This window comes from Pseudomonas sp. FW215-R2 (assembly GCF_058789255.1).
In genome coordinates this window covers 1-13,088 of record NZ_JBYTBO010000043.1, presented here as the reverse complement: position 1 = coordinate 13,088, position 13,088 = coordinate 1, and the positions used below count along the sequence as shown (strand labels likewise).

12 protein-coding genes are annotated in these 13,088 nt (G+C 50.6%); 11 read left to right on the top strand and 1 reads right to left on the bottom strand.

The window, feature by feature from the left end:
- The 11 genes from AC3WRD_RS29640 to AC3WRD_RS29590 form a co-directional block, all read left to right on the top strand.
- A partial coding sequence (locus tag AC3WRD_RS29640; protein ID WP_146013113.1) for a bacteriophage T4 gp5 trimerization domain-containing protein occupies nt 1-523 on the top strand: 523 nt, incomplete at its 5' end.
- The gene (locus AC3WRD_RS29635) at nt 511-903 is read left to right on the top strand and encodes a hypothetical protein (protein ID WP_256580675.1); all 393 of its coding nucleotides are present in this window, start codon (nt 511-513) and stop codon (nt 901-903) included. The genes AC3WRD_RS29640 and AC3WRD_RS29635, both read left to right, overlap by 13 nt.
- A 24-nt stretch (nt 904-927) precedes the next feature.
- Nucleotides 928-1,671: a DUF4123 domain-containing protein gene (locus AC3WRD_RS29630; protein ID WP_102622787.1), complete on the top strand. Its 744-nt coding sequence runs from the start codon at nt 928-930 to the stop codon at nt 1,669-1,671.
- Nucleotides 1,668-6,398, top strand: a complete 4,731-nt coding sequence (locus AC3WRD_RS29625; RefSeq protein ID WP_102622788.1) for an RHS repeat-associated core domain-containing protein — start codon at nt 1,668-1,670, stop codon at nt 6,396-6,398. Before AC3WRD_RS29630 ends, AC3WRD_RS29625 begins: the two co-directional genes overlap by 4 nt.
- Entirely contained in the window at nt 6,395-6,814 is a 420-nt protein-coding gene (locus AC3WRD_RS29620) for a hypothetical protein (RefSeq protein ID WP_102650884.1), read from the top strand. Before AC3WRD_RS29625 ends, AC3WRD_RS29620 begins: the two co-directional genes overlap by 4 nt.
- A gap of 279 nt (nt 6,815-7,093) precedes the next feature.
- Nucleotides 7,094-7,639 (top strand): SMI1/KNR4 family protein, encoded by a 546-nt coding sequence (locus AC3WRD_RS29615; protein WP_102622801.1) that lies wholly within the window; start codon nt 7,094-7,096, stop codon nt 7,637-7,639.
- A complete protein-coding gene (locus AC3WRD_RS29610; protein ID WP_102622800.1) occupies nt 7,636-7,866 on the top strand; it encodes a hypothetical protein in 231 nt (76 codons plus the stop codon). Before AC3WRD_RS29615 ends, AC3WRD_RS29610 begins: the two co-directional genes overlap by 4 nt.
- An 866-nt stretch (nt 7,867-8,732) precedes the next feature.
- Nucleotides 8,733-9,401, top strand: coding sequence for a TNT domain-containing protein (locus AC3WRD_RS29605; protein WP_102622799.1), 669 nt, complete (start codon nt 8,733-8,735; stop codon nt 9,399-9,401).
- Nucleotides 9,402-9,639: 238 nt separating this feature from the next.
- On the top strand, nt 9,640-10,110 hold the full coding sequence (locus AC3WRD_RS29600; protein ID WP_102622798.1) for a hypothetical protein: 471 nt from the start codon (nt 9,640-9,642) through the stop codon (nt 10,108-10,110).
- Between the two features lie 168 nt (nt 10,111-10,278).
- The gene (locus tag AC3WRD_RS29595) at nt 10,279-10,776 is read left to right on the top strand and encodes a hypothetical protein (protein WP_102622797.1); all 498 of its coding nucleotides are present in this window, start codon (nt 10,279-10,281) and stop codon (nt 10,774-10,776) included.
- 130 nt (nt 10,777-10,906) lie between these two features.
- The gene (locus tag AC3WRD_RS29590) at nt 10,907-11,932 is read left to right on the top strand and encodes a hypothetical protein (RefSeq protein ID WP_102622796.1); all 1,026 of its coding nucleotides are present in this window, start codon (nt 10,907-10,909) and stop codon (nt 11,930-11,932) included.
- A gap of 45 nt (nt 11,933-11,977) precedes the next feature.
- Here AC3WRD_RS29590 and AC3WRD_RS29585 read toward each other — a convergent pair whose 3' ends face one another.
- Nucleotides 11,978-12,952 carry a tetratricopeptide repeat protein gene (locus AC3WRD_RS29585; protein WP_102622795.1) on the bottom strand — a complete coding sequence of 325 codons (975 nt, stop codon included), beginning with the start codon at nt 12,950-12,952 and terminating at the stop codon, nt 11,978-11,980.
- Between the last annotated feature and the right edge of the window lie 136 nt (nt 12,953-13,088).

Below are 13,088 nucleotides of genomic sequence, written 5' to 3'. Positions count from 1 at the left end.
GGACGAAAACATCGAACACGACCAGAAAATCCGCGTCGGCAACGAACGCCACGACGTCGTGGAAAAGAACAGCTACACGGAATTCAAGGCTGAAGAACACCACACCGTCTACGAAGACCGCAAAGTCGAAGCACGGGCCAACGACCACCTGACCGTGGGCGTGAACCAGCACATCAAGATCGGCACCGGACAATTCATCGACGCCGGCCAGGAAATTCACCTGAGCAGCGGGATGAAGGTGGTGCTGGAGGCTGGCGCTGAACTGACGTTGGTCGGCGGTGGCAGCTTCATCAAGATCGATGGCGGCGGCGTGACCATGAGTGGGCCGGCGATCAACATCAATTCGGGTGGTGGGCCGGGGAGCGGGACCGGGGCGGCGCCGTTGATGCCGGGCGTACTGAAACAGGCCGATGCCGATAAGGCGGGTGCCGTGCTGACACCGGCGCAGATCAACACCCTCAAGCGTAATGCGCCGTTTTGTGAAGAGTGTGAGAAGTGTAAGGCAGGGGCATGCGCGATCTGACTTGCGGGCGCCATACGCGAACAAATCTCATAGCGCTCAGAGACCGAGTCAATCTGCGCGTTTTGTCATGCTGTTTATCAGGTGTCTTGCTGACTCAACCGCAGACCGCCTCCGCAGCCGAGCGTCGCAGCGCTGTACCCGACGACGTCTCCAGCTACGTAATCAAGAGAAACAACTGTGACTCGCTTCGCGGTGATATTCCCGAGTACGACTCGGCCGACCCTGACAACATCAATCGGTTCGTCAGCAATGCAAACAAGTACTGCAAGGGAACAGATCAGCAGCTCAAGCAGTTGAAAGAAAAATACTCGGGAAACGAAAGCGTTCTGCACAAGCTTTCGGGTTACGAAGAAAACATTGAAGCGGACATGAGCCAATAAGCTCACCCATCAAGGACGGTTGTTGTGGCATCTGAAAAAATCACTCCCCAGGCCTGGCTCTCCGCGCACCCGCTCAAGGCGAACGAACGCCTGTACCTGATCGTCAGCGCCGCCAGCGATGCCGAAGCGCTCAAAGCCTTGTATCAGAGCGAACCGTCCGTCCAGGCCATTCCCGTCTGGGGCGGAACGCCCTACTCCACCTGGCAACCGGTGATGCCTTACGTCGCCGAACTCAAGTCCAACTCGGCCTTCCTGCCCTGGATCACCGAAACCGACGCCCTCGACTGGGGCTGGCTGGCGGTTTCCCGCTCGGAACCCAACGAAGTCTTCGAACACCTGCGCAGCCTGACCCAGGTGAAAATGCCGGACGGGACCGAGGTGTTTTTCCGGTTCTGGGATGGGCGGCATATGTATCCGATTCTTGAAGGGCTGGGTGAGAGCGCTGGGGAGGTGCTGCCGGTGTTTGAGCGGTATCTGGTCAATGGCCGCAGCCTGGAAGTCGGACCGAGGGTGGTGCCGAAGGCGAGGGATTGGCCGTGGTGGGAGGTGCCGAAAGATCTGCTAGACAGTTTGATGGCCGAAAACCCGTCGACCGTGATCGGCAACATGATGCAGTGGCTGCTGGACGAACATGCCGACCTGTACTTTTCGTTCCCGGAATCAAACCTGCAAAAGAAAGTGGCGCGCTTCGTAAAACGCACGCCACTCACGGAAGAAAATTTTACCGGCCTGCTGAAGGCCCATCTGGAAAGTGAGGTGGCTGTATGAGCATTTTGATGGGCGGGATTGTTGGCAGCCTCAACGCAAAACAACCTGACGCTCAGGCCATCATCAGCGACTTCAAGAAGTGTCTGAAGGATTATCGCGAGCATGCCGAAGCCTGGTACGGCGGTATTCTGGACGCAGAGCAGCAGTTCAAGGTCGGTGACGAAGTCGGCACGGCGGATAAGGACAGCAAAAAGGAAAATACCCTTTATGCCAACTGCCCGGCCAACGGCAAGCTCGTGCTCGTACACAGTTTCGAATCCGCTCGCTTTGTGCCGATCGGCAATACGCCGGTACGTCTGACGCCTGTGGTCGATGGTCGCTTCGTTGGTAAAAACGAAGTGGGGCCAGCGATCAACAAAACCATCGATGCGACTGGCATCCTCGAAGTCTCGGGCCTTACACCGAACCAACAATACAAGATCACCTTCTTCCCCAACCCTACGCCTGCCCAGATCGATAGTCTGTTCAACTCCTATCAGGGGGTAATCGGCGAACTTGGAGGCTGGTTACAGACGGAGTGGAGCACCAGTTTCCTGCCGCTCTGGCAAGCGCACACCGATGCCTCGCTGGGCGGGCGTGCCCTGCAAGAACTGGAAGCGGCGTGGGAAGGTTTTCTGAAAGCGATCATGGGTTTGTGGGGCGATATCAAAAGCCTCTATGACCTGGTTGCGCACCCTCGTGAGAACTACGAGAAACTGAAAAACTTCTTCACCGAAGAACAGATCAAGAAGATTTATGACGCCTCCGCAGAGGCCATTCACACTGCCCTGCTGATTGCCAGCGACGAACCACTGATGTGGATCTACGTCGCTGCCATCGTGGCCTGGGTGAAAATGCTGCCGCCGCAAACCTGCACCGAAGTTCTGGCTCAGATGAGCACGGAGTTCCTGCTGAACATTCTGGTCGGCGTCGTCCTGACTGGCGGTCTCGGTCTGGCGGTGCGTGTCGGCACGAAAGCCATCAAAGGCGTGCAAGCCAGCGGCAAAGTCGTGAAGCTGATTGAAGATTTCACGGGCATGCTGATGAAAGTCAGCAAATCCAAGGCGACACCGCATACCGAGGCGTCAAAGCCTTTGCTGCTTAATGGTGATGCGGCGTTCAACCCGGCGCGTAAGGCCGATGTTCAGATTGCCAGCCCCAAACCTGCTGAAACCGCGAAAGCACCTCAGCAGAAACATCCTGTCAGCGGTGGAAAAGTTGAATCCGATGCGCAGGTTCAAGCCCGGAGAAAAAATGAACCTGTCTCTCGAGCAGAGCAAGTAGAAAAGGTCGACAACGCTCCTGATCAGTCAAAAAACCCGGCGGACAAACCTGCCCTGTGTGTCGATGACACCTGCTCCGACGGTGAACCGGTTTCTATGGTGACTGGCGAGGAGTTGTTAAGTATTACAGATGGCGCACTGGCCGGTTTGCTTCCTTTCGAATGGACGCGCCTGTACCGCAGCAGTGCCGTGGAAATCGATAGCCGTCTGGGCCATGGCTGGAGCCATTCTCTATCCCATCGCTTGCAACTCGACGATGAAGGTGTGCTGTGGACGGACAATGAAAACCGCCAAACCCGCTTCCCGATGCCGAGTGAACAACGCCCCACGATCACCAATAGCCTGGCGCAGGCGGCGATTTTCCTCGGTGACGCTCCCGGGGAACTGATCCTCACGCAGGCTGGCGCGAAAGCCAGTTTCTATCACTTCCGCGCCGGCCGTTTGACCACCATCAGCGACGCCTATGACAACCGGTTGCACATCAGCTATGACTTGGTCGACCGCATCCAGCGTATCGACAATGGCGCTGGCCGTTCGCTGTTCGTGCGTTACGACGGTCGACACATTGCATCGATAGATCAACAGCAGCAGCGTGCGGAATACGACGAGCGCGGCGAACGGCAAGATCCATGGCTGACCATTCAGACACTCGTCACCTACCGCTACAACGCTCACAACCAGCTCATCGCTTCGACCAACGCCGTCGGTGAAACCGAGTATTACCGCTACAACGACCAACACGTCATTCTTGAACGGCAACTGGCCGGTGGCGCCAGTTTCTTCTGGGAGTGGGAGCATGAAGGCAAGCATTCCCGTTGCATTCACCACTGGGCCAACTATGCGCAAATGGAAGCGCGTTACGAATGGGACGATAAAGGCTCGGTAACCGTCTACAACGCTGACGGTAGCGAGCTTGTCTACGTGCATGACGAAAATGCGCGTTTGGTCAGCGAAACCGCACCCGATGGCGGCGAAACGCAAAATGCCTATGACGATCAAGGTCGTCTGGTCGCTGTAAAAGATCCAATGGGCGCCATCACTGAGTACCAATACAGTGAGGCCGGTCGCTTGATGGCGGTGATTCCACCGGAAGGCCAACCTACCCGTTACAACTACTTCAACGGCCAACTCATAGATGTCCAGCGCGGCAAGGCTCGCTGGCAGTACGATCGCAATCGTCAGGGTGACATCACCCGACAAATCGACCCGCAGGGCAACGAAACACATTACAGCTACGATCGTCAGGGCCGACTGCTGGAAATTCGCCACCCCGACTCCAGCCGTCATCAACTGGGCTGGAACAATCTTGGACAGTTACTGGAAGAACGCCTTCCAGACGGTGGTCAGCGCAAGTATCGCTATGACGCACTCGGGCGCCAGATCACCCGCCAGGACGAATTCGGCGCCATCACCCATTACCAATGGGACGCCGTCGATCGTCTGACCCAGGTCACCCTGCCCGGTGGCGCCACCCGAGCCTTCACCTACAACCCATACGGGCGCGTCACCGCCGAACGCGATGAACTCGGCCACGTCACCCGCTACGAATACGCCGACAACCTGCATCTGGTCAGCCGCCGCATCAACCCCGACGGCAGCCAGTTGCGCTATCGCTACGACAATTCAGGCCTGCTGCTCTCTGAAATCGAAAACGAACGCGGCGAGCATTACAAACTCGACTACTACTCGAACGGCCTGATCCAGCAGGAAACCGGTTTCGACGGCCGCCGTACCGCCTACGAATACGACCTCAACGGCCAGTTGCTGAAAAAGACCGAATTCGGCGACGACGGCAGCGAACTGGTCACCGAGTATCAGCGTGACACTGTCGGACGACTATTGGTGAAGACCCTCGCCGATGGCGAAGAGATTCATTACAGCTACGACGCTCTGGGTCGTCTGGTGAATGTCGACGACGGGCACTGGCCGCTTGCCTACGAATACGACGTGCAGGATCGTCTGATCACCGAGCATCAGGGTTGGGGTACCACGCGCTACGAATACGACAGCGTCGGACAACTGAGTCACTGCCGCCTCCCCGACGGCAGCACACTCGACTACTGCCATTTGTCCGGCGGACGTCTGAGCAGCATCGACCTCAACGGCTCACGCCTGACCAGCCACCAATTCAGCGCCGGTCGTGAACAGCAGCGCCAACAAGGCCTGTTGCTCAGCCAATACCAGTACGACGAACAAGGTCGCCTGCAAGCGCACAGCGTCAGCCAGCGCGAGAAAAACCTGTTCCAGCGTCGCTATAACTACGACGCCAACGGCAACCTCGCCGGCATCGACGACAGCCGCAAGGGCAATCGCAGCTTCCATTACGACCCGCTGGACCGCTTGACCAGCGTGCGTGGCGCGACACCGGAAACCTTCGCCCACGACCCGGCAGGCAACCTGCTCGGCCAGAACAACGAAGGCACAGCCAACCTCGCAAACGTCAAAGGCAACCGCCTGTTGATGCAGGGCGACCGCCATTACGACTACGACGCTTATGGCAACCTGATCCGCGAACGTCGCGGCACCGGACAGAAGCTCGTCACCGAATATCGCTACGACTGCCAGCATCGACTGATCGGCGCGAGCCTGCCGGGTGGCAGCACCGCATCCTACAAATACGACGCCTTCGGTCGTCGCATCGAGAAAACCGTCGATGGCCAAACCACCGAGTTTCTGTGGCAAGGCGAACGCCTGATCGCCGAAAGCGGCGACAATCGTTATCGCACATACATCTACGAACCCGGCAGCTTCCGCCCGCTGGCCATGCTCGACGGCGAAGGCCCGCGCAAGGCAACGCCGTTTTACTACCAACTCGACCATCTGGGCACACCGCAGGAACTCACTGACTACAGTGGCGAAATCATGTGGTCCGCGAAGTACCGCGCCTACGGCAACCTTGCCGTGTTGGACGTCAGCGAAATCGACAACCCGTTGCGATTCCAGGGTCAGTATTTTGATGCCGAGACAGGGTTACATTACAACCGGCACCGCTACTACAATCCGGGCACTGGGCGGTTTTTGACGCCGGATCCGATCAAGCTTGCGGGTGGGTTAAATAGCTACCAGTACGTGCCTAACCCAACGGGCTGGATAGATCCATTGGGGTTGGCTTGTAAACAAGCCAACGGCCCCACCCCCAAAAAACCTCCGCAAAAAGACACACCTCCTGAGATCGGAGAAACTCTAAAGTTTGAACATTTCGAGCAAGCCCGCAACAAAGCACTTGAATGGCTCGAAAGTAATGGTTTCAAGGCCGAGAAACCTACTATTGGCAAGTTTGGTACAAACGCAGGAAAGAACGTCGGCATGCAAACTGCTGATGGAAAGACTGGCTACCGGATTGAATACGATGAGAGAAGTGGTGCACACATAAACGTTTGGTCAGGAAAAAAACCAGCGCCCCACTACCTATTCAACGCAAGCGAAAAAACTGTACTAAAATTACTCAAGGCATTCAAAAAATGAGCTATTTCGACGAAGAACTTGAAAAAGAACTATCAGAATCGAATATCCATTTCGAAAAATTAAAAAGCGAAGCACACGACGACTTCGTATCAGTTATCAACAAAAAATTTCCGTTCTCCGGCTCCAAAATATCGTGGAACTCAATACCTAACAGCATGAGCTACGTAAAAAATGAATATAACCAAGCCTTTAGAGAAATATCAGAAAAAGTAAAGGTGCTAAGTATTCCTGAGATAATTTTCATTGGCGACGCCCTCACAGAGAGCGCATATAAAACCAGCACTAACAATTTCGAAACCACCTTGGCAATTTTCGCCGAAATCCCTCAGCATACTTATTTCTTCTCCGACGACCTGAGTTTCATAGGCTGCATCAGCAGCGAAGGCGAAATAAATTTTAGTGAGATATCATCTTAAGGGCCACATCAAATCAAACCAACAAAACTAGAGTGGACAGATTTATTTTTGTTGAAGAAAATAAATCCGTCCCATTTTCATCCACTTTTTTAGTCGAAGAAGTGCCGACGCCTTTCAATCTGCTATCGACTTTACCAAGGGGTTATAGCATGAAAAAATCAATAGACAGCAAGCAATAAATAAGATCTCTAATAGAACCTTGATTTCGCTCGATCACGGCGAGCGCGAACTAAAGAAGGGGGCTTTGCAGATGGAAAGAAATAATCACAAAGGGATGACATGAAGTTTGACTGGAGTTCTTTTGGGATTGAACAAGGATCCTCAGTGGATACCAATACGATTTCCCAAGTAGAAAAACTACTTAGCGTAAGTTTTCCAAAGTCATACTTGGACTTGGTCACATATTCCGACGAGGCCTCTCCAGAGACATCCTCATTTCCATATGGCAACGAAGGGACTTGTATAAGCGAATTTTTTTCTTTCTCGCCTGATATGACCCCATATACCATCTCATGGTATTCAGGGGCGGGAACCCCCCCAGGGCTTCCCAAACAAATGATCCCTATAGCAAGGGATGCGGGTGGTTATCTGATTTGCCTAAATTTCAACACACCATCCATTACCGTTGAGATATTTGATCCAAGTTCAAGCGACACTAAATTCGTTGCTAATAACTTCGATGATTTTGTTAATTTGTGGAGCGAGCAACCAACAAAACAAAATATCCGGACGGACAGCCAAAAAACTAAAATGAAACTAAAATGGAACAGATTTATTTTTGTTGAAGAAAATAAATCTGTCCCCTTTTCAAAGTACGAACAATGAAACTACAACCAACCCTGGATATTTTGCCGTCTCTACTTTTCGCCTTTGACGTGGATAGCGATCAAAATATTGAAGCAGAAGAACAGATAGCAAGTACAGACATAAACAACGAATTAGAGCTTACTAAGCTTTTCGACGCTTTTATCATGCCAGACTTCACAAGCCGAATAGCAAGCGAACAGCAAGCGAACAGCAATGGTATACAGACTCACTTACATTCTATCTAGAAAAGAACGAAAGCTTCAATCGAAGCTTTTCAGACATGACAACATACTTCCCTGCCCTCCCTTCCAACAAACGCAACTTTATGAAAACATTACTAAACTGCCTTAAAAAGTACCAAACCATAAACAAATAAAGCAACCAAAGGGACAACCAAAGGGGACAGATTTATTTTTCGTTTGAAACGACCAACCAAAGACAAACGAATAGGCAAGTAAAAATGTTCACTACCGACAAACATAAAGTCCAAGAACATTGGCTTGAAGAAGCATACCCTCGACAAAATTCAATTACGTTAAACAATGGCTTCTACTGCCTCTTTGATTGTTCAGAAAAAGAAGAAAAACTAACAAAAAAAACATGGGTCCCGGCAAATGATTTCTTACTAGACCACACCGACATATGCGAAGGCCTCTCGACCTCTTATACAGCAGAAGATTCTAACAACAATTTTTTACTTGCGGCGAATGCTTAGCATCCGGAGATGACGGTTTCATTGCACTTTCCAAAAAAGACACCGACGAACTAGTTTGGCTGATCGTATTGAGCAGAACCAACCCATTTGAAAAAATCACTTTTCATAACTGCAACATCCATGTTCAATCTTCAAGCGGCACAGTGGCCATAGTACCCATTGATCGTCCAGACAATCTATCCATAGCATGGGCTTAACTCTAAAAACATAATAAAAAGGACAATCAAATTCAAAGGAAAGGATGCTCTTGGACAGTCAAGGAGTCAAAGGGGACCGATTTATTTTTCGTTAAAGAAAATAAGAAAATAAGAAAATAAGAAAATAAGAAAATAAGAAAATAAGAAAATAAGAAAATAAGAAAATAAATCTGTCCCCTTTTCACATGAAAGAAAATAAATCTGTCTCCTTTTCATTAATGCGCGGGCTTCTTCAAACTTCAATGATCGGCAAAATGGACTAACTGCTCGTGAGTGGCATCCCTATCCTGGCACGGTAGGTCAAGTAGAAGCTGACTTTACTCTGTTACCGGGTACCTATATTGACCGATTTGGTTCGCCAAGAGGTTCTTTCTTATCTCCTACAGGAACGGGATACTCTGAAAGGGCTCTGAAACCAGGAACACAACGAGAAGACTATTATGTGTACGAGGTCCAGAAACCTTTGACCGTTAAAGCAGGGGAAGTTCTTCCCTGGTTCAGTGAATCGGGTGGAGGAATTCAATACCGTCTTGACTCGATAGATGGTGTAAGGCGTTCGCCGGCGACTCTCACCCAAGGTGACGATCCATTCTTGAAGAGGTATACCGTGGAAAACACAGTGACTACAAACCTGAATAGGTTGGCAAAAGATCTAGAGTTCTTGGGAGTTCCGAAGAGCAATTACTCTGTTGGAAAAAACCAAAACGAACGAACATGCATAGTCTTTGACAATGCGATTTGGAGTGTTTACTATTCCGAACGCGGAAGAATGGAAGATCTTCGACAGTTTTCAGATTTTTCGATAGCAAAAATTGAATTCTTAAAACAAGTTACCGAAGGTATGAACATCACAAAGGAGAATCCTTAGCGCTAAATTCTGAATATCCCCGGATTTTATAGACACTTCCGAAAATCAGTTTTGAAAACTAAAGGGGACGAAAACTAAAGGGGACAGATTTATTTTTCGCTGATGAAAATAAACTCGTCACGTGTTTATAGTTCCGAAGGCTAGGCAATAACGCTGAATCACTTCTTTCAGATCCGTCCCCTTTTTAGGTCTCCTTTTCATTGTTGCTGAAAAACTTCGAAGATTGGGAAAAGCTTCATTGAAAACCACATTTGAAACCGCCTTAGATCAGCATGAAATTTCCGAGTTTTTCAAAGGTGAAGGGATTTATTTCGCTAGAGGTTCCGATTGGGGTGACCACCTCTATGTCAGCAATTGGCAGGAAATGTGCAGTGTTTTAAAAAATCAAAAAACGCCTCAGAGCCTTTTGACAAAAATATTTGAAGACTACGCAAAGTATCTAAGCGAGAATTACGAGGATGCAACGGGCCTGCTCTCAAATATAGCCGCATACTACATCCTAAAAAACAGAATAAGCTTTCTTTCAGACGAGAAATACGACCTAACTGAAAGCCTTGACAAAAAAGCAAAAAACAATGTCAGCACCCTATTTAGACTACTAAGAAAAGAATACGACAAAAAAAACGAAACCTCATCGAAGTATTCCTTTGAGCAAGAGCTTCAAATATTAAAAAACAATGGCTGCGCTATAGACATTGAAAAACTTTAACAAATCCACAGACCCAAAAAAATTCAAAAGGATAGATTTGTTTTCGTTCAAGAGAATAAATCCGTCCGTATTATCACTAAAACAGATCTCCAGGAATCAGTTTCCATAGCTTTGAACAACACATCCACTCACTACCCGCCCGACCACTAAACTTACTAAAAACTCAACATGAACTGCCATAAAATCACCCTACCGAACGACTGGATTGCAGAATTTAACAATACAGGTGAGTTCCATATGGGAGCAGAGGGTTGGGGTCTTCTGCTAACAGGCCCAAATCAAAATCGCATCAATTATTTCAACGACCAAGTTGTGCTTGTAAACGATGACGAGGGCGTACACGCAAGATCGTGTATTCGCTTATCCGACAATGGCGTCTACGGTTACCTCACCACTGCCGTGGACAGTAGTTGGGTCATCGACTTTTCACGAGGAATGATTGCTCCGCACCGGATCAGTATCCACCAGCGTCACGATGGTTATGATGAGACTGTATCAGTTCACGAGCAGCCCGCATTCAAACGGACCAGGCAGTATTTGAGCGTTAGCGGGAAACACATCTACCTGACCTTCCCCTTCACCCGCGACGAAGACTTTCCGACAGTCTGGGAAGAATATTTGTCGATTCGACGACGGCAGATCGACGAACTCTACTTTCGCAACTGAGTTCACCAAACAGACCTATAATCAAAGGGAACATATAACCAAAGGCGACAGATTTATTTTTCGTTTCATTAACCCCCCTCATAAAACCAACCTCACAATCTGATTTACAACCAACACAAAGGACTGTCTCTTGCCACACCTAACGCGCTCCCTAACCCTCATCCTCGCCTTGACTCTTTCCCTGAACGCAACCGCCCTGTCACTACGCTCAGAAAAACGTCCCGACGGCACCGTTGCGTTGTTGCTGACAAATGATCCCGCAGCACCCACTCCCCCGAAACTCAATCAGGATCCCGCGATCCGAACTTCGCTGGTTGATTTTTTTGGCTATGCGACCGGTAGCTACACAAACGACAACACCATGATCGTGCAGCAGGTCCTTGAATCCCTAGATTCAGAAATTTCGTCTTTTGAAGAGGGTGTTCCCGCTGGGAAAAAGATGATTACAGCCATGAATGACCGTAATAACGGTGTCGAACGGGCTGCCTTGTTGCTGGATGAAAAAGGTCAACTGGTTGCGGTCGGGTTGGTAAACGGACACTGCACTGTAAAGTCCCGAGAAGAGTCGTTGAGCTGTAATGACCTAACGGACACTGTGCTGACTATCTTCCAGTCGAAAGGCGCGAAAAAAGATGATGCTGCGCCTCTTGTTACCTGGAGTAAGCAGTTGCCGCCCATGCAAGCCATCCTTGCCGAGAGCGACGATCCTGAAACACGCGCTAATGTGCAGAAAATTGCGACCGTGGAATACGTTTCCACAGATCCGAAAAAGGCGGCGTGGAGCGCCTCACAGCTTCCGTCAGATTTTCCCGAATTCATGCTTCCCTTGCTTCCAGAACAAGCTCATTTGATCGGTGCTGGAGCACACGGAAAATTCATAACGCCCGGCATGGTAGGCGCCCCTATGGATGGCGACTGGGATCAAATAGCCGGCCGGCCACGACATGAGTTCGAGGTCATTCTGCAGACCTACACCGAGTACGCAAGCGTGTTGGAATTTTACAAGCAACAAGCCAAAGACTCCGAGATCAGCGGCACCGAGAGAAAAGCACTTGTTGAGGGGTATATCGGTGGCGGGACCTACAAAATCGAGATCAACAATCGAAAAGAAGAGGGAACTGTGATCACCCTTTCAGCCTGGAAACAGGAAGTCTGATGTACAACAAGGGGCGACTTCAATCGCCCCTTGTTGCTAGCCACGTCAAAGCTTGTTTAACGCTTCCTGAGCCCCAGGTGCCGAGCTTTCAATCGCCTTGAGCATCCAGAATTTCGCCTTGGTTTTGCTCTTGCTCAACCCACCTCTGCCCTGCGCGTACATGTTCCCCAACGCCAATTGAGCTTTGCCATATTTGGCATCAGCCGCCTTGCGATAGAAATTGGCCGCTTCCCGTTCATTGCGCTTCGTTCCACGGCCCTGTTCGAGCATCTGCGCCATCTCATATTGGGCGTACTTATTTCCTTGGGCAGCCGACTTGCTAAACCAATCGAAGGCACTGACTTCATCTTTTTCAACACCTCGCCCGGCAGCCAGGATTTCTGCAAAATCAAACTGCCCAGAAGCATTCCCCGTCTCGGCGAACTTACGGAGCCATTTGGCTGCCGCTACGTCATCCTGTGGGACCCCATCCCCTTCTTGGTAGATCATCGCCAATAGCATGTAGGCATCGGGATAACCGCCCTCGGCGGACTGGTTGTAGTAGGCCATAGCCTTGTCCATATCCTTGAGATTTTTTATCGAGCGGCCACCACGATGATAAATCTGCGCCAGATGGAATTGCGCTTTCGCATTGCCCTGCTCCGCAGCTTTCAGACTCCAGTAAACCCCGGCGTCTTCACCTTCTACACTCCAGTCCGAACTCAGTTCGTGGGCGAGTTCGGCTTGTGCCTCGGCATTTCCCTGTTCTGCAGGTTTGCGAAACCACTCTTCAGGCATGCCGGGCGAGAATTGCTCTACCACCCCGCAAAGGTTCTGCTGAATGGCTTTGCCAAATTCCAGTTGTGCTTGCAGATCACCCTTTACCGCGTCTTCGTGCAAGCGCTCCGAGTTAGGCGAACAGACCCCACCCTTCATCGCGTCGTACAGCGCTCGCGGTTCCTGTGCCCATGTGTTGCCTGTGCTGAACAGAGTAAAAAGCACCACACCGACCGGGATGAAAGTCTTGAAACAGCGGTTCATTGAAACGTCCTTGTGAATCGATAAAATTGAAAAAAACAACAACCAGCCAATAGATTTACGTCACCTCAAAAGCGCCTTCCCCAACCTCATACTTAACCACCACCCGATTCCCATACAACCGCTCCCTCTCCACCAA